Source organism: Polynucleobacter paneuropaeus (assembly GCF_003261235.1).
GTDB classification, from domain to species: domain Bacteria; phylum Pseudomonadota; class Gammaproteobacteria; order Burkholderiales; family Burkholderiaceae; genus Polynucleobacter; species Polynucleobacter paneuropaeus.
The window spans coordinates 599,557-626,209 of record NZ_CP030085.1 but is presented as its reverse complement, the minus strand read 5'-3'; the positions used below and the strand labels follow the sequence as shown (position 1 = coordinate 626,209).

Below are 26,653 nucleotides of genomic sequence, written 5' to 3'. Positions count from 1 at the left end.
CGGTTTAACTAAATTAATTAAGTAGGCTTCTAGTAACTTTTATACTGTAAAGGCCTGAATTAAGCCAATAAATTGTTTTTAATCGCGTAATGCACTAATTCTGCGTTTGTTTTCATACCCATTTTTTTAAGCGTACGGGTACGGTACATACTGACAGTTTTAGGGGAAAGACTCAACTTTTCGGCAATGGCATTGACGGTAAGGCCGGTAGCGACCATCATCATAAACTGATGCTCACGATCAGATAGACATTGATGTGGATCAGCAGCAGTCTGGGCATCGCCAAAACGCTCTGCCAAAATTTCAGCAACGATTGGGCTGATATATTTTGCGCCAGTAGCAACTCGACGTATCGCCAAGACCAATTCCTGGGTGGGCTCGCTTTTGGTAATGTAACCCAAGGCCCCCGCAGACAAGACCCGGGCGGCATATTGCGAAGGTGGGTGCATTGATAGAACCAGAATAGGCAACTTTTGATTATTGCGGCGAATAGATTTAATAACCTCAATGCCATTTCGGTCCTGCAAATCAATATCGAGCACCAAACAGTCGAGCTCAGGGTTATCTGCTAGCTTAATAGCCTCTTTACCAGACTTCGCCTCAGCCACTACCGCTATACCAGGGTGCGTATTGAGCACCTGAATGAGCCCCTCACGGATGATCGCATGATCATCTGCAAGTGCAATACGTAGGTGCTTCATTAATGTCATAAAAGCTGTCTCAATTTAGTTTTATGACATTCTAACGAAATCTATAGAATTGCCGAAAATGACAAATATACCCGTGAATCAGCCCTTCATCGAGCTCATTTGGCGATCAAGCTCGTTCGTCCAGGCAATAGCCTGAAGCTGCAAGTCTGTTAAGGACTGTGCAGAAATTCCCAAATGGCTTCTAGAGGCCTCCATACGGCTAAAGTCAGCCGCCTCAATGGCATCAGTCAAGACCAGCAATTGACCCAAAATCCCTTCGTGGTGCAAGAGGGCATTTTGTAAATGTTCTGCAAGATGAATGTGCTTGAGGACTTCTTCCATAGTTTGGCCAGTCACCTTATGCGCCAAAGAAAGGAGTCCCACTACAAAAGCCTGGTCACTTAATCCAGGCTGAGTGATATCTTCATGCTGCGAGAGGAGCTCAATTAAGCGGGCACGGTTTACCACTCGGCGCTGCAGCTCTGAAGTAGCTGCATTACCAGCCTCCGTATAAATTAACAGCAGCATCCATTGCAAGAGTTGCTTTTGCCCTAAAGTAACTAATGCCTGACGTACAGAACTAATCTGTAAATGCCCTGCCACACCAACGGAATTTACCAAACGAAACAGGCCTAATGTGAGATCAGGATTAGCCTTAAAAAGAGGCTCTAAAGTCGCAATACCCTCATCTTTAAATAGCAGTCCTACAATCTTCATCAGACTCACCTGCAATGCTTGCGGTTTTTTACTGCGCATCACCAAAGGCTGGGAAAAATAAGGGCCGCTAAATAAGCTAAAGCCCTGCGCTTTACAAGCTGCTAAATCTTCGCCTGTCTTAACTTGCGTTGCCCAAAAAATCGGCTTTGCCAATAAGCGAACACGCTCAATTAAACGTAGAATATCTTCAGGAGAAGTTGTTTTTAAATTTACTTTAATAATGTCAATTAAAGGCAAAATAGAATCAACACCCTCTACCGCCCCCTTTGATTCTGCTGCGTCGCCCAAACTAGAATCTACTAATGCAATCCGAAAACCAGTCGTTTTTAACTCTTGCAAACGTTTAAGCATTTCTGAGTTTAAGGAAACGTCAGGCATGATTTCGAGAATGATGCGCTGAGCAGGAAGAATCTCTAAGGTATTACTCATGAGCAACTTCTCAGTCACATGAATAAAACCATCAGCAGAACCAAGTACTCCCTCTAAACCAAAATGGCTCATCGAATTGACGATCACCTGGGTGCTTGTTGCCAAATCATCAGGTCGCCCTTCATCCACACTTTCGCGGGAACGAAAGAGCATTTCATAAGCTATCACCCTACCCGAACTATCGAATACGGAATTGCGCGCAAGAAAAATTTCGGAGGTACTTAAATCCGCAGAAGACTCAGTTGTCGCAATCATATGATCCTTGTTTAAAGGGGCCCCAGTCAGCAAACGGACGGACTTTGGCTATCCTGATAAATAAGCTACCACTTTAGGGGAGTGAGGGGATTTTCAAATTGAAGAATAAAGCGACTTTTTTAGGCCTTATTCTCAAGATTCAAGGCTTAAGCTGAAACTAAGCCTAATGTTCTGCTATTAAACCTTGATATTGACCAAGGTGCCTGTACCGGAAGCAGCCATTAGCTGAATTGGCATAGGGTCTTTTTTGGCGCCAGGCGCTTTTTCAGTAGGGTTATATTGATCTGTTTGGCCAGTTTTTCTGTACTCATCCAAAGCCAAAGATGCGGACTTGATTTCATCAGAACGGCTTGTTTTAATTGAATTATCAATTTTCTCAAAGAGGGCATCAGGGCTAACGCCACCGCCAACACCACGCAACTCAATTAAGGCCTGTTGAGCAGCAACCACATCACCATTACGCAAAGCAGCAGCCAATGCGCCCAAGTAACCTTGGCGCGCCTGTGATTCGCTGGCTGATGAATAACTAGAAACAGCAGCAGATGGAGTTATTTGCATATTCATATAAGCTCCTTTAACCTGGCTATCCTTTCAAATCTTTGCAATGAAACCATGAGGTTTCGACCCGGGCCTACATAACTTACAAGCCCTCACCATCTTTTACGTCAATCAAACTAAAAACTTGAGCCCAATTTCAAGAAATTCTGAATTTTATGATTAATAAATATTAAGTGATTGATTTAATTGACTATTTTTTTATATCTAACTTTCCCAACTGGGCTGCAATATCCATGGATTCTTGGCTTGCTTGCAAAATAGCTTGGATTTTTTTCTTACTGGCGTCTGAACCAGATTCACCAAGAGAGTGCATTAATAGCTCAGCATTTAAGCGAATAGCCAACAAAGGCTGACCCAAGTCATGCAAAAGGGCCTCCATTTGAGTTCTCTGGTCCATTACGCTGTCAATTTTTCCAGCTAAATCTAGTTACAGGTCTTTTTGTTGCCCTGCACCACACAATTTGAGCCGTTGGAATAAATGGTTCGATTGCCGTTTGAAACTGAACTACCGCCAGGAGAATAGTAAGTGGTGGTACCAACTTGGGTTTGGGTAGAGCCGTTTGGGCCATTCATCACAGTGACGGGCTGGTTGCTATTGGGAGCACCCGGAACATTGCCTGCGTCATATGGAACTACGACATAGTTGTTATTGTTACCGTAGCTGTTATTCCCATTATTGCCGCCACGACCTATATCTCTGGCCCCTGCCCCACCAATTTCAGCGGCAAAGCCAGAGGAAGAAATCATGATTAGGGCCACTGGGGCTATTAAAAGTTTGAGCTTCATCATCCTTATTCCTTTAGATAAACCTAGACCTCTATCCTACTCTCGAACCTGGCTTTGGTCTCTATCCCAAAGTAAATTTAAGCTCTCCAAGTTTTTCCACAACACTCGTAACCACATCGCCTTTTTTCAGCCAAACTTGCTGATCTTTAGGCATATTCGCAATAACGCCCTGGGGAGTGCCGGTGAAAATAATATCGCCTGGCTCAAGCGCCCAGTAGGTGCTGATATAAGCAAGCAGCTTTTGGACATTATGAATAAAGTCTGAGGTATTGGAGTTCTGCCGCATTTCACCGTTTACAAAGGTCTGTATTTGTAAGTTATTTGGGTCGCCTACCAAATCAGCGGTCACAAAATGGGGGCCAATGGGTGCGTATTGATCTAGCGTTTTACCAATCATCCATTGTCCACCTGGAAGATCAAGTTGCAAATCACGTGAGGTAAAGTCATTTGCAGTGCAATAGCCAGCAACGTAATTAAGGGCTTCAGACTCAGGAATATTGCGGCCTTTTTTTCCAACCACCACTAAGAGCTCGGTCTCGTAATCCAGCTTATAAGAAACATCGGGTGGTGGAATTTCAAGAACGCAATTATGGGCTGCCAGACTGTTGTCATACTTATTAAACAAGGCAGGAACCGCTGGCTTAGCTACCCCAACCTCTTCTGCATATTGTCGGTAATTGATTCCAACACAAATAATTTTTCCAGGATTCTTAAAAAGCCTGCCATACCGAATCTTCGATTCTGGCAAGTAGGGCACCCCAGACTTTTCAGCGCCAGCCACGGCTTTATTAAATGCAGTGGCGTTACCCTCTTGTAGCAGCTGATCCAAAGTGTAAGGCGCGGCAATATTCAGCTTCTTAGCAACCGCACGAATATCGATCACCCCTTTTGGGCTGATGACACCCATCGTCTCAGAACCATCACTATTTTTAATGGAGAGGATCTTGGTGTTTTTAACCATGATGTGGGGACCGCTGTAGGCCTCTTGCTCTTTGGCAAACTTAAATCTGCGCGCAGCAGCATCAGAAGAAAATCCCAAAGTTGAGGCTGCCACAATACCGATTCCAGATAAAGAAAAGGTCTTTATAAAGTGGCGACGTGCACTCATGTTTGCTCCAGCTTGATTAGTGATTTTGATAGTTTAACGGCTAATTAAGCCACTAATTTAATAACTTAGTTAGTTACTCATCAACCGGAGCTTCTGCCTGTTCCCAAACATCTTCATCCGGAGCCAATTGAGTTTGGGCAACGAATGTTTTAATAGCCAGAAGAGAATCTTGGGCAACATCATCCAAGGTAAGCAATCCCAATTCTCCTGAGCATAGCTGCTGGCATTTTTGTAAGTCACCAATTTCAGCAGCTTCAGCAAGAGTTAGTAAACCGCCCAAAACGCCACTTCGATCGGCAATGGCATCCACAACAACACCGGGCAAATTGAATTTGGATAGGATATCTCGACTAGATTCATCGAAGAGATTGTCAATCAAGGATAAACCGCCGACTAAGAATGCCAAATCGCTAGAGCCCAAGCCCGCTCCAGCAGGTAATTTGCCAGATGCCAATTCCATAAAGAAAGCTCTGACACAAACCAATTGAAGCAAAGGAGTCGACTCTAGTGAGACCTTAGCCTTACTATCTGCATATAACAATAATTGAGTCCAACGAGTAATACGTTTGACCCCAGAAATCACCGCCGCATCTCGAATATTTTCTGGCTTGGCTCGCTTTCTGCCAGCATCCACTTCCGCAATCACCATTAAATGCTTTGCTACGACTGGGTTCAACTCAATCTCATCGACAAGTTCGTGTAATTCGGGAGATGAAAGCAGTAAAGTAAGCAGCTTTAATATTTTGCGATAGTCATCGCCGCGATGCAATGAAAGTTCTGGATCAGGCTTAATAAAATAGAAGCCTTCGTAAGCATCAAAACCCAAGTCACGGGCTTTGTGGAAATCTTCTGGAGTCTCTACATGGGTTGCAATCATTTTCATTACAGCACCATCATCGCCAGTCTTTGCGCCCTTCTTCGCAGGAGACTTGATATCTCTTGGTAAAGGAGTGGCTTTACAGAATTCGATCAGACTTGCCGCATTCTCGACTTGGTGAACATCAAGTTTGACATAACGAAACTTCGGCAAGATATCTTCAAGGCCATCAAACACTTCTGTCAAACCAGTAAGTACAAATTTGTACCCGATATTCGCTAGCTTTTCGAGCTTTTCTATAATCTCTGGCACCTTAGGCTCATCAGAAGCATCAGGATTTTTGACATCTTTCTTGCTATCCTCTAGATCCTCATCCTCAGAAGCTTCCTTTTGAATTGCCTCCAGGATCTCAGCTAAATCCAGTTGCAAAGGAAACTTCACGGCAGGAATACCGCGAAGCTCATCTCCCAATTGATGAGGGTGGATTTTGATAAAGCCAAGATGCTGGCCAAGTGACTGAGCTACACCTTTTGTCTTGAGTGCATAAAGCATCTCACTAAGCGTGACTTCTTTGACTTCATTACCATCGTCATCCCGCAAATTGGCATCCGTAATTTCATCAGGATAAGTGACTTCTGCCTTAGGATCTTCTGCTAGACGCTTAGCAATTTGAGCCAAGACCGCATTGCGTTCGTTAATTCTTTTGGCTTTGAGAGTGGTTCCAGGACGGAAGAAAAGTTCATAACCAATGATGGCTTGGTCACGATCAATAATTAGTTCGCGCCCTAGATAGGAATTTTCCGGGGCTACTTTTTCAGGCTCCCTGGGAGTCTGAACAGGAGTGGGCTGAGTTTTTTTACCAAAGAGTGCCATTTATTTTCTTACTAAAAAGAATGCCTTTCTAATGAATAATGTATTGAGTAGGCTATTTATCAGCATTTTGTGAGTTATCCCACTCTTTAATGTAGCGCTCTAAAAATTTGATTTGGCCAGTTCTGTGCTCCAAAGTATCTTTGACGACATCGCCAATAGAAACAACACCTCTCACTTTGTCTTCATCCAATACTGGTAAATGACGAATCCTTTTAGAAATCATGATTTGCATACAGTCACGCAAATCATCTTCATAACCAACTGAGATTGGATTAGCAGTCATCACATCTTTGACCAATACTTCTTTAGCGCTTAGGCCAGGAAGCAGCACTTTAATAGCGCAGTCCCCTTGAGAAATAATTCCTACCAACTTTTCTGAATCAATTACCAACACGGAGCGAACCAAATTGTAGCGCATGAGCTCCAATACCTTTACTACATAATCAGAGGACTGAACTGAAATGAGAGTATTCGATTTGTTGGCCAAGCAATTTTTTACTAATGGCATACGATGCTTATCCTTTTATATCTGGAGAGCAATATCAGCGCTGGAACACCCAACAAGTAACAATATTGGTCATTGGTAGATTCTATCTAAGCTATAGTCTTATTAACATAAAATCAAGCACAACTTGATATAAGGCTATCTTAGCCCCATCAGCATGAATTTATATCAATATTAGGGAAAATCCTAAATACGTTGGGGCGCTTCAAATGCAGTTTTTATAAGCTGCTTATATTTTATTAAGTACGGCTTTTGAACTTTAAGGTCCAGCTATTGCCGTTTTTATCCCAATATTCTCTATAGACTGGGGAGCCCTCTGCCTGACCGATCGGCTGATCAATCACCAAGGTGGATGTTGACTCTGGGGCATAAATTGCCTCAGGCGGTATAGAAGTTTTTATCTTTAGGCTTTCGGCCCTAAATGCAGCGATTTCGTTGCTGACCTGAGCTGAACGCGCATTCCAATCAGACTTCTTTAGCCATTGGACTGAAGGAACCACACTCACATGGATTTGGCGTTTTTTAGCTAACTCAATAATTTCTCGGACATCATCGTTGGCAAAAGCAAGGCATCCATCAGAGGCCTTAGGGGCTCTACTGTAAGTGTTTTTGGGCACACCATGCAACCAAATTCCTGAACCGCTAATGTCCAACTTCTTATCGAGCGCATTTGGGAAACTTAATTCCAGTGCACCAGCCCCAAAGATGGACCTTAATTGCTGCTTAGGGATCTGCATCGTGACAGAGTAGACACCTAAGGGCGACTTAAGATCACCCTCTTTTTTCTTGCCCACACCTAATTTACCGATAGTGACGAAATAATCTTTCTCCCAGACAGGGTCACCATCTTTATTGCGCAAAAGATAGGCGCGAGAAATCGATGCGTCAATCAAAATGACATCTGCATTCTTGGGCATTTTCAGAACCTGAGCTGGGCGAAGATCTGTCAAATTGGGGATAACGGAGTTTCTTAACTGAAGCTCCGATAATAAATTTTGAGGGGCTTCAACATCCCGTACCTCGCTCATAGACTTATTGGCAATTGCTCCGCCGGTAAGTGCAGTTAGCAATTCAGCACGCATAAATGTTGCCAAACGGAAATTGGGATGTTCAACTTCAGACTTATTTAATAAGTCTAGGGCTTTGTCGAGATTACCATTACGAACCAATTCTTGAGTGGCCTGACGAACAGCGGTATCGCCATTTGCTAAACAAAGCATTGGGGCCGTTAAAAAGCCAGCGATCAATAAGGATTTCAAGCGCAATTGACGTGCTCCGCTATCAAAGTGATTGTTATTTATTAAATTCACGAGCAATCAACCAAGTTCCCTTGTCATTTACCCATTCCAAACACTTCACAGAATTTGTATTGACGTTTGCAGAGTTGTACTTCTGCCTAAAGGTAACAACAATCTTGCCCTTCGATTTAACCACTTTCGTGATTCTAATTTCAACATTGATAGCACCTGGTTTAGCGACCCTTTGTTTCCTTTGCTCATACCACTCTGAATAGGATAAGCCTTTGTCAGGCGAAAAACTCGGCGAGTAATAAGCTAAATACGATTTCACGTTTTTACTGGACCATGCCTTAACCCATCCATTCATATTTGCAGTGATGGTTTCAAGCTCTTGCGGAGAAGGTGCAGCATCTTTCTCGACTGCTGCAACCTGAGCTGGTGGTACCTCTGTAACTGGGGTAGCTACAGGGCTTGTCTTGGGCGCCTGAGTACTGGGTGCTGGAGCTGCTGCCGTCACTGTGGGCGTTGGGGGTGCAGGCGCTTTGGGAGCCTGTGCAACGACTACCGGCTTATCCACCAAATCAGTACCGCCACTAGAGCCTGCTAATAAAATGGGTGGAGGCGCCAAATTTTTTTCATTTAAAGCTTTTGCATAAGCCTCAGCTGCCTGAGCTGAATAAATTTTGCGCAAACTTCTGAATGCAGGCGACGCAGTATTGAGGGATGTTTCTAAAACCTTACGCGCCTGATCTTTTTTATCCATCCCCCACAAGGCAACTGCATAATTATTGGCCAATAGAAGATTTGTGCGGTCTTTTTCGTAATAAGGCTCTAAAAGATTAGCAGCCTCTTGCCAGCGCCCTAACATTAATAAAGCGGAAGCTTTCGTGTTGGCGTAGTCAACCGGGGATAAATCCTTCTTGAGCGCATCCGCTTGCGCAAGGGCTGCTTTTGAATCGCCTTTTAAGAGAAGATTTTCTACAGGCTGTGGAGAAACATAAGCAAATGCAGGAGCAATGCTTACAAAAAACAATAAAAGGGCACCCTGAAAAAATTGCGAGAGTTTGTGCTCTAGGCACAATTTTCTAGATAAACGAATTTCAGTCAAAATGGATGGCATTAGGGGGAATGAGACAAATGAACCCGCCAATTTTAGCATTTTTGCGAAAACTATCAATGCAAACAGTCTTTTAGAGCGCCCTGACCCAGTCCGCTCCCTCACACAAACCTTTAAATTTTTGCTTCATAAAGGGGCATTTTTAGCCACTTATTGTAAGAATTTCTCTGTCTTTTCAAAAGCCAGCAAGACGAGCATCATCAGTCAACAACTACATTAAAATAGTACTTTCTAGCAAGCTCGCAAAAAAACCTAGCATCTAAGGCCCGCAATTACGTGAAATACCTTATCGCCATCCTCCTTTTATCCACACAATTGGTTTTTGCTCAAAATGCTGAGAGCGAGAAGCAAGGGGTTGTTGGGATTCGCTACACCAAAAACGCGGATGGGATGATCGTCATTAAGTATGTCGAGGACAACTCGCCAGCAGCGCAGGCAGGCATTCAAGTCAATGACATCATGATTAGCGTCGATGGATCAAGCCTTAAAGGAATGGATCCAGGCAATATTAAGAATATGCTTCGTGGCAAAGTTGGTAGCACTGCCGAGATCAAGCTAGAGAACTCTCAAACCAAGAATGAATATTCTGTTAGCGTAGTGCGCAAGATTGTCCGCTTTGGGACTAATGATGGCTCAAAAGATTCGCTTACAAAAACTACTGTAGTTGAGGCAAGCAATGCGGATAAGAGTGAGGCGGCCATCAAAGCCCCACCTCCTAAAGCTACCGTCAAGCCAACTGAAAAAATTCCAGCAAGCACAACTCCATTGGCTGCAACAGCGACTGCAACACAAAATGCCTCAACTTCAAACCCGGAGAAAGCCTCTGCAAACCCTTCCAGTGACTCCAAATACTTTGTTCAAACTGGGGCTTTTTTCACAAAAGAGATTGCCAATGATCAGGTTGCGGCCTTTAATCAAAAGGGCTATACAAGTTTTGTTGATCCTGCAAAAATTAATGGTAGCAATGTGTTCCGCGTGCGCATTGGGCCCTTGCCAACACAACAGAGTGCTGAAGCAATCTCTAAAAAACTCGCTAGCCAAGGCATTAGCGCCTCAATCATCGAGGCCTCAAAGAACTGAGCGTTTGTAATATGAAAACTACGTATCCATTTAAGACAATAGCGTGTGACGCTATAGCAAAGCAAGCAAGCTAAGCCCCTCCTTTATTTCAAATATCGAATTACATTATGCAAATCATCTGGATTTCAGGGGCAACCTCCCACTGTAGAAAATTTAATATTACCAAGACCCAGTTAACACGCTTTGCTGCTGCGCTCGGTATTCTGTTCATCATGCTTGGAAGCGCTGTTTATTTCTTGGGCTTTAGGGTCGCCATCAAATTTGATCCCGGCATGGCACGCGATATGGGTGGTGTCATTACCTCAGAAGAGCTTTATCACCGTGAGGACGAATATCGCGAAAAACTTGCCAAGCTCCAGGGCAACCTAAAGGCGATGGACCAGAAAATTGACGCCCTAAGCAAGATTAACGAACAGTATGCTGCGCTAGCAACACCACTCCCTTTAAAGGAAAAGCGCAAAGATAAGGATAACGAAGCGAGCGCAGGCAAAGGCGGCCCCTATCTACCCCTTCTCCCTTATCAAGTGAATTTTTACGAAAACGCTGGCCTTAGAGTTGATCTTAGTAAAACCCTAGAGACCACGGTGAGTCTTAATCAGAAAATACAATCCCTAAAAGAGGTTTGGCTTGAGAGGTATGAACGCTTAATTCCCCTGCCTACAAAACCACCCATAGCCGCTGGCTATGGCTTAAGTAGCAATTTCGGCGCACGTATCGATCCGATCACCAACAATCCCGCCTTTCACCCTGGCATTGATTTCAATGCAAAACCCGGCACTCAAGTTTTGGCTGCAGGTAATGGCACCGTCATTAGGGCAAAGCAGGATCCAGAACTGGGAAACGTGATTGAAATAAAACATACTGAGGGCTTCACTAGTCTGTATGCTCATTGCCAAAAGCTACTAGTAAACCAAGGTGACATCGTCGTTCGCGGTCAACTCATTGCAGAGGTCGGTAATACTGGCCGCTCTACAGGGCCACATTTACATTTCAGCATTTATAAGAACGGCACACTACTCAACCCAATGGATGTCTTGGCTTTCACTAAGCCAGCAGCAGCTAAAGAGAACTAAGAAGAAATTCCTGCGTCTTGCTTGATCTTATTGATAGTATCTTGCAGTTGCGTAGCTGAGTCGGGGCTAGAGTTTGGCTCTGCCCTTTTCGAGATCATTTGACCATTGAGTGTGGCACCTGGCTCAATGCCGATGGTGTCATACGTTACATCCCCATGAACATTGGCGGTTGTATGCAATTCCACTCTTTCATGGGCATAAGTGTTTCCATTCACCATGCCAGCAACGAGAATTCGGAATGCAAAGATATCACCATGCACCTCACCACCTTTACCGATAGCTATGGTGATTCTTTGGCCAGCACGCTCCTCGATATTGCCGAAAATCTTGCCATCTACTCGCACACTTTCAGAAACAATTAAGGAGCCATGAAATTCCGTAGCGCTCCCAATGATGGTTCCAAAAGATTCAATCAGCGGTTCAGAAAACTTGTGTTCATTATTCTTTTTACCGAACATCATCGCACCTCGTTAATTTTGCTTGATCAGAAAGGCAAGAATTGATGAAGAATTATTATCAATCAACTCGCTAGACTTCAGTGCATGAGTTTGAGAACGAGCTTGCATGCCTAATAATTTTTTATTTTGACGGTAGCGATCTAATATCAAAATACCCTTACCTAGACCAGAATAAATGGCGCCCAATTTAGAAGCAGGTGCTTCACGCTCACGCTTTTTATCTAAAATCTGTTGGGCCACAAACTCCCCAAAGCGGCAAAAGTAATTTGAGATAGTGGCATTGCTGGAGACGCAGAAAAAATCTTCATAAACAAAGTTATCAATATCATTAGCACGCAATACAGGAGGGGTGACGTAACACATTTTCAGTGAAGCAAGATTTGTAGAAATACTGGTTTCTGCAAAATTCGTTTCAACTCTACTAGGAACTGCCATGATTGCTTGTTTATTTTTCGCAATAAAAGGTGTGTTGCGCAATACATATTCCAAAATAAATATTTCGGTACTAGCTAATTCAAATTTCGAAGTTGAAGTTGGAACCAAGATGACATCGAAATCATGCATGAAATTCTCTGCCATATTTGGCGTCCAAGTAAGGTCCGAAATGCTGACATCAAAACCTGTTGAAAATTTACGCAAAGAAGATCTGGCGCTCAATAGTGTCATGCCAGCACTTTGATAAGACATCTCAGCTCGAAAAGTCTCAATACCAATATTAGGAGCCTTTTTAATCCAGGCAGAAGATGAACTTTGCTCGTCGTAATCAATCAATGAAATTTTCAAGCCCTTTTGAAGAGCTAGGTATGCAGCAAGATTGGCGGCAATCGTGCTTTTACCAACCCCACCCTTACGGTTTGTGACGAGTACTTTTATTGTTTCCATGACAATCTCTTGCTCTGCTTTGCTGAAATAGGATATTTATCCTATTACTATGCATCACAATTTGCAACAAATTTCATAAAAATTAAGGTATTGCAGATCACTCTTCAATTTAAAAACTAACATTAGGAAGGATAGCCGTTGGAAATGTCATCAATATCCTTACATTTATAGACTCAACAGGATGTTGACACAGTTAAAACAAATTAGCTTATATTGCCTCTGATAAAAGACTGTTCCTGCTGACTAATGGGGTCTACAAAATATATCTCATTAGAAATGGTGACGTTTGTACAGCACCTACAAGAGCTCTCCGGTGGCAAACCAGCAGGCTTCAAATTATGTATTGGACACCCCTGGGAATGGTTCGCCATCGTAAAGGCTATGATCAAGACACAAATTTATTTTTTTGCACCAAAGGCAATCTACTGTACAAAAGGTAAGGGCCCCCGATAGGAGGCCCTTATAGTTGGTGCGGCTGGCAGGAATTGAACCCACGACCCCTTGGTTCGTAGCCAAGTACTCTATCCAGCTGAGCTACAGCCGCAACAGCCATAATTATGCCATGGAAGAGAAGAACTACATCACCCCCACCGGTCACGAGCGCATTAAAACTGAGCTTTTGCAGCTTTTAGACGTCGAACGTCCTGAAATTGTGAAGGTTGTCCATTGGGCTGCATCCAATGGTGATCGCTCTGAGAATGGCGACTATATCTATGGCAAAAAACGTTTACGAGAGATTGATCGCCGCATTCATTTCCTCAATCAACGCCTAGAATTCGCAGTGGTGGTCGACAATGCAGCCCGTAAATCGGGTGAAGCCGATGCCGAGCAGATCTTCTTTGGCGCTACCGTTACCTATGCCGCACTCGAAGGTAAGGACGTCGGTAAAGAGACGCGCATCACTATTGTTGGAGTAGATGAAGTCGATCTTGAAAAGGGATATGTGAGTTGGGTCTCACCGATTGCGAAAGCCTTAATCAAGGCCAAGTTGGGTGACTGCGTGAAAATACAAACACCGACGGGACCTTCTGAAATTGAAATTCTGGAAGTACAGTACCTTTAAGCTTGCTACTCTATTCTGAGCGGGTGCGCGTCAATCGCATCACATCATGATTAGAGCGTAAGTTGCGCATCACTTTAGATAAGTGCAAACGATCAGAAACCTGAATCGTAAACCGAATCACTACCGAATCTTCTTTGTAACGATCGTCCATCGAGACATTCAAGATATTGGTATCCGCTGAGGTGATGCTACTTGCAACTCTGGCGAGTACACCTTTGCCTTGACGGGTATCGATTGCCAGATCAACTTCAAACTCACGATTAATCTCTTTGCCCCACTCTACCTCGACCCATTTATCCCCATCTTTAGAAAGCATGCGTAAGGCATGAGGGCAATCATTAGTGTGAATATGCAAACCTTCACCTTTACCGAGATAACCAATAATATTGTCCCCTGGGATGGGATGGCAACAGCTTTGGAAGCTAATCGAGTTACCTTCACGACCATCCACAATAATGGCCTGGCGTTGATGAGAATAGGTAGGCTCAAGCTGTGTTGCGACCCAATCCGCAGAATCTAAACGCATTTGATCGCCAGTACCCTCTTCATCCAACAGAATCTTCAAGCGAATGGCAAGCTCTTGGGGGGAGCGGCGACCCAAAGCAATGTTGACGCAGGCTTCTTCACGGGTTTTATCCCCCGTCCAATGCAGTAGCTTTTCCCAAACCTCGGTAGTCAACAAAGCAGCATCAACGCCCTGCTGCCGCAAAGCACTCATCAAGAGACGCTCGCCAAGTTGCAGAGATTCTGAATAATGCTTGGTCTTTAGAGAATGTCGGATGGCAGCACGTGCTTTACCAGTGCGCACAAAGGCTAACCAACCTGGATTGGGTTGTGAGCTCGCTGAAGTAACCACCTCAATAATATCGCCGTTCTTGAGCTCACTGCGGAGCGGTAATTGCAGACCATTGATTTTGACTGCCACACAGGTATTGCCCAGATCACTATGGATCGAGTAGGCAAAGTCAAGCGCAGTAGCGCCACGCGGTAAGGCCCGAATATGGCCTTTAGGCGTAAAGACATAAACCGCATCTGGGAACAAGTCAATCTTGACATGCTCAAGGAACTCTTGCGGGTCGCCACTACTATCCTGAATATCAATCAGCGATTGCAACCATTGGTGGGCTCGGTTTTGTACCTCACTCATATCGGGAGCACCGTCTTTATAAGCCCAGTGGGCTGCAACACCCGCTTCGGCTACAGCATGCATATCACTGGTACGAATCTGAAACTCTACCGGCACTCCAGAAGGACCAATCAGAGTGGTGTGTAAAGATTGATAGCCATTCAGCTTGGGGATTGCGATGTAATCCTTAAACTTACCAGGCATAGGCTTAAAGAGAGCGTGCAAAATTCCCAAAGCGCGGTAACACTCATCAATCGAACTGACCGTCACACGGAATGCATAGACATCGAGCACTTGTGAAAAGTTCACATGCTTGGCCCGCATTTTGGAGTAAATACTAAAAAGGGTTTTTTCACGGCCTTGTAGGTCAACTACCAGATCGGATTTTGCAAAGGCCATGCGAGCAGATTGCAGAATCTTTTCCACCATCTCCTTACGATTACCACGCGCCCGCTTGACGGCTTGCTCAATGACCCGAAAGCGCATAGGCATTGAGTAGCGGAAGCTGAGATCTTGTAATTCACGATAGATCAGATTGAGGCCGAGTCGATGTGCAATTGGCGCATAGATTTCAATCGTCTCGGCCGCCACTCGCCGGCGCTTTTCCATTGGCACGGCATCTAAGGTCCGCATGTTGTGCGTACGGTCAGCTAACTTCACTAGAATGACGCGCACATCCCTAGCCATTGCCATGAACATTTTGCGAAAACTCTCTGCCTGCGCTTCAGCATGACTTTGAAACTCGAGCTTGTCTAGCTTAGTTAAACCCTCGACAAGTTCGGCGACTTTTGTTCCAAAACGCTCTACCAGCTCCGCTTTAGTGGAACCGGTATCTTCAATCACATCATGCATTAGAGCGGCCATGATGGATGCTGCATCGAGTTTCCAAGTTGCGCACAGTTCAGCTACAGCAACAGGATGGGTAATGTAAGGTTCGCCGCTATGGCGGTATTGACCTAAGTGGGCAGCATCAGAGTACTGAAACGCTTTCTTGATTTGGCTGATCTCATCAGGCTTGAGATAGCTCAGCTTACTGAGCAAACCTTCAATCGATACAACTTGATGCTTAAGGGGAAGTGTAGGTGCAGAAGTAGGGCCGAAGAGGTGTCGACTCGATTGCGCCAACAAAGTGGCAATGATCGATTTCTTACCTGCCTGTACTTCAGATGCATTCGGGATATCAAGCAGATCTGCTTGCCCAGAAACTACGCTCGAGGATTCTGATGCGCTTGTGGCTCTACTTTTAAGACTGAGAGGGAGCTCCACACCGGAACTCCTAATTTATAGAGGTACTTTGGTCAGCATGTCACGGTCGGTAACACCAGCAGCAACTTCGCGCAAGGCAACTACGGTTGCTTTATCTCTGGACTCAACGCGTGGAGAGTGACCTTGAACCAATTGGCGAGCACGATAAGTGGCAGCCAAAACCAGTTCAAAACGGTTAGGAATAGTTTTAAGACAATCTTCTACAGTAATACGGGCCATGCTGAACTCACTTCGTTTTTAGCTTCAATACCCATAGGATAACTGATTACACCCCAAGGCGCTTTAAAAGCACGGGGTTACGCGCCATAACGGGGCCTGAGCGCAGGCGGCTTGCTGCCAGAATATGGCGCAAATCTGCTAAGGCTTGATCAAAGGCGTCATTAATCACAATGAAATTGGCCTCATGAGCATGCTGCAACTCGATATGGGCTGCGGCTAGACGTCTTTCAATCGTCGCCTCTTCATCCTGCCCTCTTTTACGTAAACGCTCTTCAAGTGCTTCAATCGAGGGTGGAAAGATGAAGATCCACTGCACCACCGGAATCAGTTTACGAATCTGCTGAGCACCTTGCCAATCGATTTCTAAAATCACATCGCTGCCCGTTTGCATTTGCTGTTCAATCCAAGTTTTCGATGTGCCATAAAAATGACCATGTACCTCAGCCCATTCCAAGAACTGTCCTTGATCACGTTCCTGTTTAAATACTTCAGGAGTAACAAAGCGGTAATCCTTGCCATCCACTTCACCTGGTCGAGGTGAGCGCGTCGTTGTTGAAAGCGAAATGATTAAGCCAGGCTCACTCTGTAACAAGGCATTAACCAAAGAAGATTTACCAGCACCCGAGGGTGCCACAATCATCAGCATGCTACCTTGGTAAGCGTTAGTTATGGTCATGGCTTATTGTATGCAAAGGTTTTGCTTACTCTAAATTTTGCACTTGCTCGCGCATTTGCTCAATCAATAGTTTGAGCTCTAATGCCGCTTGAGTACATTCTTCGGCTACTGATTTGGAGCTCAGGGTATTAGCCTCTCGATTGAGTTCTTGCATTAAAAAATCGAGGCGCTTACCAACAGGTCCCTTCCCTGCTAAAGCCAAATCCACTGCTTGAAGATGTGTTTTCAGGCGCGCAAACTCTTCGGCCACATCAATGCGTACAGCATATAAGACCACTTCCTGACGAATACGTTCCATCAGCTCGGCACCACTTTTGGCTTGTGCTTGAGCAGCCAAGGCTTCTGATAAACGTTCTGTCAGTTTTTCTTGATACTGAGCCACATAGCCTGGAATGAGGGGTTCTACTTTAGCCACAATCTCGCGCATCTTTTGCGTGATATTCAGGAGTACTTTTACTAAGGCTTGACCCTCGGCAGCTCGGCTGTCCATCAGAGCACTTAGTGCAGCTCGACCCGCTTCAACAGTGGCAGCCAACCAGCCATCTTCGTCACCACGCGGCTCCGAAAGAACGCCTGACCAACGCAGAATCTCGCTCACGCTCATTGGCTCAGCTTGGGGAAAACCTGCTTGGACCTTTTCTTGCAGGGCATAAAGAGCGTCTACAGCGTCTTGATTGAGAGCGCCCAAGGCATGCGGATTAGCTTTACTTGCAGCCGCACCATTTGAATTAATACGCCATGCTGCCCTAAACTCGACTTTGCCTCGACCCAGGCTTTGGGTCACCATCTCCCGCAGAGCTGGCTCGGCAGCCCGACACTCGTCTGGTAAACGAAATCCGAGGTCTAAAAAACGGCTATTGACCGCTCGACACTCCATTTGCAGATCAGCAAGCACACCCGCCCCCAAGGAGACTTGGCGAGAAGCGCTGCCATAACCGGTCATGCTCGATATCATATGGACATTGTAGATTGATCCACCCCTCAGGACTAAAGAATATGAACAGCCAAAACCAGACCCCCGTAATCCGCCCTAGCGGTCGTGCACCCAAGCAATTGCGTGAGGTATCAATTAGTCGCTCCTTTACTAAGCATGCAGAGGGCTCTGTCCTCATTGCCTTTGGGGACACCAAAGTCTTGTGTACTGCCAGCGTCTTAGAAAGAGTGCCGCCTCATAAGAAAGGGTCTGGTGAGGGCTGGGTTACTGCTGAATATGGCATGCTGCCCCGCTCTACCCATACGCGCAGTGATCGAGAGGCTGCTAGAGGCAAACAAACTGGGCGCACCCAAGAGATCCAGCGTTTGATCGGCCGTGCCATGCGCAGTGTTTTCAACCTTGAGATTTTGGGTGAGCGCACCATCCATTTAGATTGCGATGTGCTGCAAGCGGATGGCGGCACTCGTACCGCAGCGATCACGGGTTCTTATGTTGCAGCCCGTGATGCCATCAACCATCTTCTGAAAACAGGCGTTCTCAAGCAAGATCCGATCATCGATAGTGTGGCGGCGATTTCGGTCGGTATTTTTCAAGGTCAGCCCGTGCTTGATCTTGATTATCCCGAAGACTCCTCCTGTGATACTGATATGAATGTGGTGATGACGGGCAAAGGCGGCATGATTGAGATACAGGGAACCGCAGAGGGGGCTGCATTCTCGCGCACTGAACTAATAGAGTTATTAGACTTAGCAGAGCAAGGTATTACCGAATTAAGCAAACTGCAAACCCAAGCTTTGAAATAAGTAATACGCAATGCAAAAACTGGTTCTGGCCTCAAACAATGCTGGGAAGCTCAAAGAGTTTTCAGAGTTACTGGCGCCCTTTGAGTTTGAGGTAATTCCGCAGGGGCAATTCGAGATTCCTGCTGCAGAGGAACCTTTCGATACCTTCCTCGAGAACGCTTTAGCAAAAGCCAAACACGCCAGTCAACTCAGCGGACTACCTGCTCTAGCAGATGACTCTGGCATTTGCGTCAATGTGCTGGGTGGTAAACCTGGGGTGCGCTCTGCACGTTATGCGGGTGATCATGCCAGCGATACCGACAATAACCACAAATTACTTCAGGACCTAGCAAATGAGCTTGATCGAACTGCCTATTACATCTGTGCACTTGTCATGGTAAATAGCGCTGATGACCAAAACCCGATTACTGTGCAGGCACGTTGGGATGGAGAGGTCACTGACATACCGAGAGGTGATAAGGGTTTTGGCTACGACCCCTACTTCTATATTCCTGAGTTAGGTAAAACAGCAGCCGAACTCTCATCCGCCGAGAAAAATGCTTTTAGCCACCGCGGCCAAGCATTGCGTATCCTCATCGCTGAGTTACTTAAGCTGAACCAGCGTGTCTAGTTCAATTTTGTTGCGCCCACAGTTCACAGCGCTCCCTCCTCTCGCTTTATATATTCACTTTCCATGGTGTGAACGTAAGTGTCCCTACTGTGATTTCAACTCTCATCAAATTAAAGATGGAAAAAATGGATTTGATGAAGTGCGTTATCTCAAAGCCCTTATTGCGGATTTAGAAACGGAGTTACCCCGCATTTGGGGTAGACAAGTGCACAGCATCTTTATTGGTGGCGGAACTCCCAGCCTGCTCTCTGGCGCCGGTATGCAAGAGCTGCTCTCAGCAGTGCGCGCCCGCATCAATCTTGAGCCCGATGCCGAAATCACGATGGAAGCCAATCCAGGTTCAGTTGAGGCAGAAAAGTTTTCTGCCTTTGCCAGGGCCGGTATCAACCGTGTTTCCTTAGGCATTCAAAGTTTTCAGGATGAACAGCTCAAGGCTTTAGGGCGAATTCATAATGGGAAAGAAGCACGTGCAGCAATTGCGATTGCACTTGAGCACTTTAAATCTGTCAATATAGATTTGATGTATGGACTACCAAAACAAACCCTAGAGCAAGCACGCGACGATATCGAAACCGCTCTCTCTTTTAATACACCCCATTTATCTCTATACAACCTCACGCTTGAACCCAATACCTACTTTGCCAGTTTTCCACCCCAGTTACCCAATGAAGAAACGATTGATGCAATCTTTGAACAGAACTTGGCTTTATTGGGTAAGGCGGGATACCAACGCTATGAAGTTTCAGCGTATGCCAAAAAAGGTCAGGAGTGCAAACACAATTTGAACTACTGGCGCTTTGGTGATTACATCGGAATTGGCGCTGGCGCCCATGGGAAAATTTCTTTCCCAGACAAAGTCACGCGTCAGCTCAGAGAAAAGCATCCCGAGCAATATATGCAGGCGATGGAGACGCAAGGCCATGCCCTACTAGAGGCTCGCGATATTACCGCGCAGGATCTGCCTTTTGAATTCATGCTCAATGTTTTGCGATTAAGTGAAGGCGTACAAACCATCACCTTCAGTGAGCGTACTGGCCTGCCGCTCAGCATGATTTCCAAAGAACTCAGTGAGGCAAGCAATCAGGGCTTACTAGATCCCAATCCTACTTTGCTCAAAGCTAGCGAACAAGGCTTTCGCTATCTCAATAATCTCCAAGAGATCTTTCTGGCTTAATTACCTGACCAGACTGGTGGTTCGCCAGCAATAAAGGACTTCACGCCATTCTGAAAGTCTTTACTACCGTAACACTCTTTAATCAGATCATCGCAATTGGGAAGAGTATTTCTGATCAATCGTGCCAAGGTCAATTTACTCACTTTCTGGGTGATTGGTGCCAAGCTGCTAAGACGTTTTGCTAACTCGAGTGCTGCACCCTCTAATTGATCTGCCTCATGGGTTTGCAAAAGATAGCCGTGTTGCAATAACTCTGTAGCGCTAATCATTTCCGAAAGAAGCAACATCCTCTTGACCAGATGAATTCCCAAATGGGCATTGAGCCAAGCAATATTGCCGGGAGATAGGCAATTACCCAAGGTTCTGGCAATCGGCACACCGAAGCGGGCATCGGGCGTCGAGATTCGGAAATCACAGCAACTGGCAATCGCCAATCCACCACCAACTGCCATGCCATCGATGACGGCAATGGTTGGTATTGGCAACATGATTAAGGGCGTAAAGTAGCGCTCAATATTTTGCTCATAGACGACACCCTCTTCACCATTTTGAAAATCAGCAAACTGGCTAATATCACTTCCTGATACAAAGGACTTACCACCTGCACCTCTGAAGATGGCCACCCGAATACTGGGAGTCTTTGCAATCTCTTCACAGATGGATTGCAAAGATTGATACATCGAAATCGTCATCGCGTTACGGGCTTTGACATGATCAAAAGTGATATGCGCTATGGCATCACGCACCTCAAAATGAACTTGAGCAATATCAGTCATTTCGATTATTCAGCCTTGATGTTTAAGCTTTTAACTAAACGCTGATATTTGAGGAGTTCAGCATTCAGAAACAATGCAAAGGCAGCTGGTGTAGCAGGTCCTTCTGGTTGCAAGCCTTGTGAATCTAATGTCTTCTTAATTTGCGGATCATTGACTGCTGCCTTCACTGCTTGATCAATCTTATTTACTACCGCAGGGTCCATACCTTTAGGTCCCATGATGGAATACCAGTTCGTCACATCAAAGCCAACAATGCCGACTTCATTAAAGGTAGGGACATTAGGCAGAATCGCCAAACGTTTTGGTGTAGAAATTGCTAAGGCTTTGAGACTGCCATCTTTAATTTGCTGAAGGTTTGGCGGCAAGGTATCAAAGTTCATCGTGATCTGACCGCCGAGTAAATCAATGATGGCCTGACCACTGCCTTTATAGGGAACATGATTCATAGAAATACCGGCAATCTTGGCAAACAATGCCCCTGCTAAATGTTGGGTGCTGCCAATGCCAGAAGAGCCGTAAGTCATCTGCCCTGGGTTGGATTTCGCCAAGGCAATCAGTTGCGCAACCGAGTTCACTGGCAGAGAGGCATTCACTACCAATACATTGGGTACATAACCTAGATAGGTAATGGGTGTGAAATCCTTGGCGGCGTTGTACTGCACATTAGGCAATACAAATGGAGCGATCGCATTGGAATTGGAGTGCCCTACTAAAAGGGTATAACCATCGGGATTCGATTTAGCAACCATATCAGCGCCAATCGTTCCCGCTGCGCCCGAGCGATTTTCTACTATCACGCTAGTGCCTAGGATTTCACCGAGTTTGGGGGCAATTGCGCGCGCCACAATATCAGTCCCACCACCAGGTGCAAAGCCTACTATCAGGCGAATGGGTTTGGAGGGATAAGCTGATTCAGCACCTACTGTGCAGGATGCAAACACCAGGCCAAGCAAGGCAAAGCGGCCGAGGGTCTGAAGCAATTTTTGCAGGATGAATGTAAGGCGCATGCCGTCTCCGTAGATTTGATCTTTTTTGTGGTTATGATTACTCAAGTCATTCTATACAAATTAAGACATCTGAGACAGTAATGCAAACACCTACAAATCAGCCCCTCCCCCTTGCCGGCGTCCGAGTTCTTGATGTCAGCCAAGTGATGGCCGGTCCCTACTGTTGCATGCTCTTGGCCGACTTAGGGGCCGATGTCATCAAAATTGAGCCTCCTGGCACCGGTGATCAGACGCGGGGCTCAATGGGCTTCAAAATGAAGGGTTCAGACAGCATGGGCTTTCTGAACATGAACCGCAATAAGCGTAGCGTCACCCTCAATCTCAAAACGGAAGCTGGTAAGGAAATCTTCTTTCGTTTAGTAAAGACTGCCGATATCTTGGTAGAAAACTATCGCCCCGGTGTGATGAAGAAATTGGGCGTGGATTACCCAACCCTTAAGAAAATCAATCCCGGCTTGGTTTATGCCAGCATCTCCGGCTTTGGACAAACTGGTCCATGGGCTGACCGACCTGGCTTTGATTTAATGGCCCAAGCCATGTCTGGGGTTATGAGTGTGACCGGCTACCCCGATGGTCCACCAGTAAAAGCTGGAGTGCCCGTTGCTGATATCGGGTGCGCCCTCTTTGCTGCTTATGGAATTTTGTCTGCCTATATCGGCAAAACAAAATCCGGCGAAGGTCAATTTATTGACGCCTCCTTATTTGATTCTGCTTTGGCATTCTCAATTTGGGATACCTCACAGTACTGGGGTACTGGAGTAGAACCCTACAAACTCGGCACCGCCAATCATATGAGCGCACCCTACCAAGCCATGCAGGCATCTGATGGTTATTTTGTCATGGGCGCCACCAATCAAAAACTATGGTCACTGCTGTGTGAGAAGATTGGCAGACCAGAACTCATTGAAGACGAACGCTTCAAGACCAATCCTTTGCGCTTAGCGAATCGCTTGATCTTAGTGAAGGAACTGGAGAAAACTTTCCTCACCAAAACATCTGAAGAGTGGGTCGATCAATTGCTTGCTGAAGGTATACCTGCAGGCCCTATTAATACCTATCCACAAGCCTTTGATAGCGAGCATGGTAAACATCGACAAATGCGAATTGAGATTGATCACCCGGTTGAAGGCAGCATTCCCAATATTGGTTTTGCAGTCAAACTTTCTGAAACACCACAACAAGTCAGTAGACATCCCCCACTCTTGGGTGAGCACACCTCAGAACTACTAAAAGAATTGGGGATTGAGAAAGAAGAGCTTGCTAAGCTTACCGAAGGCGGTGCATTTAAAGCTTAAAAGCTCTTAGTAATCTGCGGAGTTGCAGGAGTAGTGTCACCATCACCCCCGAGGATTTCAGCTTCTTGTTCACCAGAGGACTGTGTACCAGGCTTCATTGGATTCTTCATACGGGAATTACGGGTTGGGCCAGTTTGTGTCCCGTCTAATTCAGGTACTGAAATCTTCGGCGACAAAGGTTGAGAATTAAACTGCTTTAATTCTTCAGGTGACAAAGCAGGCATTACCGTATTTTGAGCGTGAGCTGCGGCCACCATAAACAGTGCTGGGACTACAACTAAAGCTGCTTTGTAAATACGCATGGATATCTCATTCTGATCAAAAAGTAAACACTTTTCAGTGGGATCACACTCAGCTTTTTGATTTTAACTCAAGCGTAAATACTATCCTGTTGAAGGTGCTCATAATGATGCATCCATCCAAGGCCAGCCACAGTATTTTTTAGCGGCTTATATTCGCAGCCAATCCAACCCTTGTAACCGATCTTATCCAAGAAACCAAATAAATATTCATAGTTGATTTCACCAGTGCCTGGTTCATTACGACCTGGATTATCAGCCAATTGAATATGAGCAATACGGGAAATATATTTTTGTATCGTACTAGCAATTTCTCCCTCCATACGCTGCGCATGGTAGATGTCATATTGCAGATATAAATTATCTGAGCCAACCTCATCCATAATCTCGATGGCTTGTTGGGTTCGCGACAGATAAAACCCAGGTATATCAAAAGTGTTAATTGGCTCAATGAGTAATTTAATATTGACCTTCTTTAATTGCTCAGCAGCATATTTCAAATTACCTAGGAATGTATCGCGGAGCACCTTGGCATCTACTCCGGCTGGCGCCTTACCGGCCAAGCAATTGAGCTGACCCACATTGAGATAAGTAGCATATTCAATTGCCTTAGCAACACCTGAACGAAACTCTTCAACTCGGTCTGGATGACAAGCAATACCAAGCTCACCGGCATCCCAATCCCCTGCGGGCAGGTTATGTAAGACTAACTTTAAGGCGTTGTTATCTAAAGCAGATTTGATTTCGCTAGCTTCAAAAGCATAAGGAAATAGAAATTCGACGGCTTTGAAACCTCCAATCTTAGCGAGCGCAAAGCGCTCCAAAAATGGTTGCTCATTAAACAACATTGTGAGATTCGCTGCAAACTTAGGCATTCCTATTCCTTAATAACGAGTTAAATTCAAAGCAATGAATCGATTACTCAAGAAGGCCGGCAGCCACCAAGCCCTCTGTACCAGCAGGATGACGGCAATCAATATCTTCAAATTCATTAATGTTGTTAATTTCGGTACCCATCGCAATATTGGTGATTTTTTCTAAAATAATTTCCACCACTACTGGTACGCGATGCTCTTTGGCCATCTTTTGCGCATCAATCAATGCAGCATTGATCTTATTTGGATCCGACACTCTAATAGCTCTACAACCCAGTCCTTCAACGACTTTAACGTGATCAACTCCGTAACCTTTAAGGTTTTGATCATCAACGTTGATGTTGTCAAAAGCCAATTGTACGCAATAATCCATTTCAAAGCCGCGTTGTGCTTGGCGGATTAAGCCTAGATAACTGTTATTCACCAAGACCATGACTAATGGCAGATTAAATTGCGCACCAACTGCCAATTCCTCAATCAAAAATTGAAAGTCGTAATCACCCGCAAGTCCAACTACAGTTTTTGTTGGATCGGACGCTAATACACCCAAGGCAGCTGGAATAGTCCAGCCAAGGGGGCCTGCTTGACCGCAGTTGATCCACTGACGAGCACCATATACATGCAAGAATTGTCCCCCAGCAATTTGCGAGAGGCCAATGGTAGACACATATACGGTATCGCGAGCAAATACTGAATTCATCTCTTGATAGACGCGTTGCGGCTTGATAGGCACATTATCAAAGTTTGTTTTACGGTGCATCAAGCTCTTACGTTCCTGGCAGCGCTCAACCCACTCACTGTAATTAGTCAGCTTGCCTTTTGCTTTCCATTCTTTAGCAACCTCAACAAATAACTCTAGCGCTGCTTTTGCATCTGAAACAATGCCATAGTCGGGATTAAATACGCGACCGATTTGGGTTGGCTCGATATCAACGTGAATAAACTTACGGTCTTTGCAATACACGTCGATTGATCCCGTGTGGCGGTTAGCCCAGCGGTTACCAATACCCAAGACAAGATCACTAGCTAGCATGGTGGCATTGCCGTAACGGTGTGAGGTTTGAAGACCAACCATACCCGCCATGAGTGGATGATCATCTGGAATGGTGCCCCAACCCATTAGGGTTGGAATCACTGGGATGCCAGTCAATTCTGCAAATTCCACTAACAGTGCATCTGCATCAGCATTAATGATTCCACCACCAGCAACAATTAATGGTTTTTTGGCTGACATCAACATTGTCATGGCTTTTTCTATCTGCTTACGGCTAGCTGCTGGTTTGTATACCGGCAATGGCTCATACGTATCGATATCAAATTCAATTTCAGCTAATTGAACATCAATGGGCAAATCAATTAATACGGGTCCTGGACGGCCTGAACGCATAACATGAAATGCCTGCTGGAAAACACGTGGCACCAAGCCAGGTTCGCGAACGGTTACAGACATCTTCGTAACTGGTTTAGAAATCGTCTCGATATCAACAGCCTGGAAATCTTCTTTATAAAGACGAGCACGAGGAGCCTGTCCAGTAATGCAGAGAATAGGAATAGAGTCAGCACTTGCGGAATACAGTCCTGTCATCATGTCTGTACCTGCTGGGCCAGAGGTACCAATACAAACCCCAATATTGCCTGCCTTAGCTCTTGTATAACCTTCAGCCATATGTGAAGCGCCTTCAACATGTCGGGCTAGGATGTGTGTGATTGACTGACGTTCGCGTAACTGTGCATAGAGTGGATTAATAGCAGCCCCAGGAACACCAAACGCAGTGGTGACGCCCTCTTTTTCCATTACAAGCACTGCTGCCATTGCTGCTTTCATCTTTGCCATGACTCATCTCCTAAATTTGTTATGAACGAATCATCTTCAAATTAGGGCCGCTTGAGAACCTCATCAAATCTATATCTAGTATTCCGTGGTGGAATAGTGTAAAAAGTCTTC

The 26,653-nt window shown here is 45.3% G+C and carries 28 protein-coding genes and 1 tRNA gene; 7 read left to right on the top strand and 22 right to left on the bottom strand.

The features are described from left to right. Positions 1-59 precede the first annotated feature (59 nt). The 10 genes from Pas1_RS03370 to Pas1_RS03325 all read right to left on the bottom strand — a co-directional run bounded on the left by Pas1_RS03370 (position 60) and on the right by Pas1_RS03325 (position 9,134). Positions 60-710 carry a response regulator gene (locus Pas1_RS03370; RefSeq protein WP_112294491.1) on the bottom strand — a complete coding sequence of 217 codons (651 nt, stop codon included), beginning with the start codon at positions 708-710 and terminating at the stop codon, positions 60-62. Positions 711-788: 78 nt separating this feature from the next. Further along, positions 789-2,090, bottom strand: coding sequence for an EAL and HDOD domain-containing protein (locus tag Pas1_RS03365; RefSeq protein ID WP_112294490.1), 1,302 nt, complete (start codon positions 2,088-2,090; stop codon positions 789-791). A gap of 177 nt (positions 2,091-2,267) precedes the next feature. Then, positions 2,268-2,654, bottom strand: a complete 387-nt coding sequence (locus Pas1_RS03360) for a hypothetical protein (RefSeq protein WP_112294489.1) — start codon at positions 2,652-2,654, stop codon at positions 2,268-2,270. 184 nt (positions 2,655-2,838) lie between these two features. Further along, complete coding sequence (locus tag Pas1_RS03355) at positions 2,839-3,045, bottom strand: hypothetical protein (RefSeq protein WP_112294488.1); 207 nt, start codon at positions 3,043-3,045, stop codon at positions 2,839-2,841. Positions 3,046-3,071: 26 nt separating this feature from the next. Beyond that, positions 3,072-3,437, bottom strand: a complete 366-nt coding sequence (locus tag Pas1_RS03350; protein ID WP_112294487.1) for a hypothetical protein — start codon at positions 3,435-3,437, stop codon at positions 3,072-3,074. Between the two features lie 58 nt (positions 3,438-3,495). Continuing rightward, the gene (locus tag Pas1_RS03345; protein ID WP_192874762.1) at positions 3,496-4,542 is read right to left on the bottom strand and encodes a fumarylacetoacetate hydrolase family protein; all 1,047 of its coding nucleotides are present in this window, start codon (positions 4,540-4,542) and stop codon (positions 3,496-3,498) included. A gap of 73 nt (positions 4,543-4,615) precedes the next feature. Continuing rightward, entirely contained in the window at positions 4,616-6,232 is a 1,617-nt protein-coding gene (locus tag Pas1_RS03340) for an EAL and HDOD domain-containing protein (protein WP_112294486.1), read from the bottom strand. Between the two features lie 52 nt (positions 6,233-6,284). Beyond that, complete coding sequence (locus Pas1_RS03335) at positions 6,285-6,740, bottom strand: CBS domain-containing protein (protein WP_112294485.1); 456 nt, start codon at positions 6,738-6,740, stop codon at positions 6,285-6,287. Between the two features lie 236 nt (positions 6,741-6,976). Further along, a complete protein-coding gene (locus Pas1_RS03330; protein WP_112294484.1) occupies positions 6,977-8,047 on the bottom strand; it encodes a L,D-transpeptidase family protein in 1,071 nt (356 codons plus the stop codon). Next, entirely contained in the window at positions 8,031-9,134 is a 1,104-nt protein-coding gene (locus Pas1_RS03325) for a L,D-transpeptidase Cds6 family protein (protein ID WP_112294483.1), read from the bottom strand. Before Pas1_RS03325 ends, Pas1_RS03330 begins: the two co-directional genes overlap by 17 nt. Positions 9,135-9,368: 234 nt before the next feature. On the opposite strand from Pas1_RS03325, the gene Pas1_RS03320 reads away from it, so the two are divergent. Both Pas1_RS03320 and Pas1_RS03315 read left to right on the top strand, forming a co-directional pair. Beyond that, the gene (locus Pas1_RS03320; protein ID WP_112294482.1) at positions 9,369-10,172 is read left to right on the top strand and encodes an SPOR domain-containing protein; all 804 of its coding nucleotides are present in this window, start codon (positions 9,369-9,371) and stop codon (positions 10,170-10,172) included. A 107-nt stretch (positions 10,173-10,279) separates the two neighbouring features. Next, the gene (locus tag Pas1_RS03315; RefSeq protein WP_112294481.1) at positions 10,280-11,245 is read left to right on the top strand and encodes a M23 family metallopeptidase; all 966 of its coding nucleotides are present in this window, start codon (positions 10,280-10,282) and stop codon (positions 11,243-11,245) included. On the opposite strand, the gene Pas1_RS03310 is transcribed toward Pas1_RS03315, so the two are convergent. The 3 genes from Pas1_RS03310 to Pas1_RS03295 form a co-directional block, all read right to left on the bottom strand. Continuing rightward, entirely contained in the window at positions 11,242-11,706 is a 465-nt protein-coding gene (locus Pas1_RS03310) for a bactofilin family protein (RefSeq protein WP_096672442.1), read from the bottom strand. The two genes, Pas1_RS03315 and Pas1_RS03310, sit on opposite strands and share 4 nt — an antisense overlap. Positions 11,707-11,715: 9 nt before the next feature. Further along, complete coding sequence (locus Pas1_RS03305) at positions 11,716-12,585, bottom strand: nucleotide-binding protein (protein ID WP_112294480.1); 870 nt, start codon at positions 12,583-12,585, stop codon at positions 11,716-11,718. Positions 12,586-13,052: 467 nt separating this feature from the next. Beyond that, positions 13,053-13,129: transfer RNA gene (locus Pas1_RS03295), tRNA-Arg, on the bottom strand. An 18-nt stretch (positions 13,130-13,147) separates the two neighbouring features. Here Pas1_RS03295 and greB point away from each other — a divergent pair. Further along, positions 13,148-13,648 (top strand): transcription elongation factor GreB, encoded by a 501-nt coding sequence (gene greB, locus Pas1_RS03290; protein WP_112294479.1) that lies wholly within the window; start codon positions 13,148-13,150, stop codon positions 13,646-13,648. A 10-nt stretch (positions 13,649-13,658) separates the two neighbouring features. Here the strand turns inward: greB and Pas1_RS03285 are convergent, their stop codons facing one another. The 4 genes from Pas1_RS03285 to Pas1_RS03270 form a co-directional block, all read right to left on the bottom strand. Beyond that, complete coding sequence (locus tag Pas1_RS03285) at positions 13,659-15,962, bottom strand: RelA/SpoT family protein (RefSeq protein WP_225971662.1); 2,304 nt, start codon at positions 15,960-15,962, stop codon at positions 13,659-13,661. A 93-nt stretch (positions 15,963-16,055) separates the two neighbouring features. Then, positions 16,056-16,259 carry a DNA-directed RNA polymerase subunit omega gene (gene rpoZ / locus Pas1_RS03280; protein WP_011902918.1) on the bottom strand — a complete coding sequence of 68 codons (204 nt, stop codon included), beginning with the start codon at positions 16,257-16,259 and terminating at the stop codon, positions 16,056-16,058. A 46-nt stretch (positions 16,260-16,305) separates the two neighbouring features. Further along, positions 16,306-16,935: a guanylate kinase gene (gmk, locus tag Pas1_RS03275; protein ID WP_112294477.1), complete on the bottom strand. Its 630-nt coding sequence runs from the start codon at positions 16,933-16,935 to the stop codon at positions 16,306-16,308. 25 nt (positions 16,936-16,960) lie between these two features. Beyond that, positions 16,961-17,890, bottom strand: coding sequence for a YicC/YloC family endoribonuclease (locus tag Pas1_RS03270; protein WP_112204386.1), 930 nt, complete (start codon positions 17,888-17,890; stop codon positions 16,961-16,963). Positions 17,891-17,958: 68 nt separating this feature from the next. Between Pas1_RS03270 and rph the strand changes: the two genes are divergently transcribed. The 3 genes from rph to hemW are packed head-to-tail and all read left to right on the top strand — an operon-like array spanning position 17,959 to position 20,456. Further along, entirely contained in the window at positions 17,959-18,672 is a 714-nt protein-coding gene (rph, locus tag Pas1_RS03265) for a ribonuclease PH (protein WP_112205844.1), read from the top strand. A 10-nt stretch (positions 18,673-18,682) separates the two neighbouring features. Further along, positions 18,683-19,282, top strand: a complete 600-nt coding sequence (gene rdgB / locus Pas1_RS03260; RefSeq protein WP_112204388.1) for an RdgB/HAM1 family non-canonical purine NTP pyrophosphatase — start codon at positions 18,683-18,685, stop codon at positions 19,280-19,282. Next, entirely contained in the window at positions 19,275-20,456 is a 1,182-nt protein-coding gene (gene hemW / locus Pas1_RS03255) for a radical SAM family heme chaperone HemW (protein WP_112294476.1), read from the top strand. Before rdgB ends, hemW begins: the two co-directional genes overlap by 8 nt. Here the strand turns inward: hemW and Pas1_RS03250 are convergent. Then, positions 20,453-21,232 carry an enoyl-CoA hydratase/isomerase family protein gene (locus tag Pas1_RS03250; protein ID WP_112209347.1) on the bottom strand — a complete coding sequence of 260 codons (780 nt, stop codon included), beginning with the start codon at positions 21,230-21,232 and terminating at the stop codon, positions 20,453-20,455. The two genes, hemW and Pas1_RS03250, sit on opposite strands and share 4 nt — an antisense overlap. A 5-nt stretch (positions 21,233-21,237) precedes the next feature. Then, entirely contained in the window at positions 21,238-22,239 is a 1,002-nt protein-coding gene (locus Pas1_RS03245; protein WP_112209348.1) for a Bug family tripartite tricarboxylate transporter substrate binding protein, read from the bottom strand. 80 nt (positions 22,240-22,319) lie between these two features. Between Pas1_RS03245 and Pas1_RS03240 the strand changes: the two genes are divergently transcribed. Next, positions 22,320-23,534, top strand: coding sequence for a CaiB/BaiF CoA transferase family protein (locus tag Pas1_RS03240; protein ID WP_112204397.1), 1,215 nt, complete (start codon positions 22,320-22,322; stop codon positions 23,532-23,534). Here the strand turns inward: Pas1_RS03240 and Pas1_RS03235 are convergent. The 3 genes from Pas1_RS03235 to gcl all read right to left on the bottom strand — a co-directional run bounded on the left by Pas1_RS03235 (position 23,531) and on the right by gcl (position 26,542). Then, positions 23,531-23,836: a hypothetical protein gene (locus tag Pas1_RS03235; protein WP_112238395.1), complete on the bottom strand. Its 306-nt coding sequence runs from the start codon at positions 23,834-23,836 to the stop codon at positions 23,531-23,533. The two genes, Pas1_RS03240 and Pas1_RS03235, sit on opposite strands and share 4 nt — an antisense overlap. Before the next feature lie 68 nt (positions 23,837-23,904). Next, a complete protein-coding gene (gene hyi, locus Pas1_RS03230; protein ID WP_112294474.1) occupies positions 23,905-24,708 on the bottom strand; it encodes a hydroxypyruvate isomerase in 804 nt (267 codons plus the stop codon). 43 nt (positions 24,709-24,751) lie between these two features. Further along, the gene (gene gcl, locus Pas1_RS03225) at positions 24,752-26,542 is read right to left on the bottom strand and encodes a glyoxylate carboligase (protein WP_112238399.1); all 1,791 of its coding nucleotides are present in this window, start codon (positions 26,540-26,542) and stop codon (positions 24,752-24,754) included. Positions 26,543-26,653: the final 111 nt, after the last annotated feature.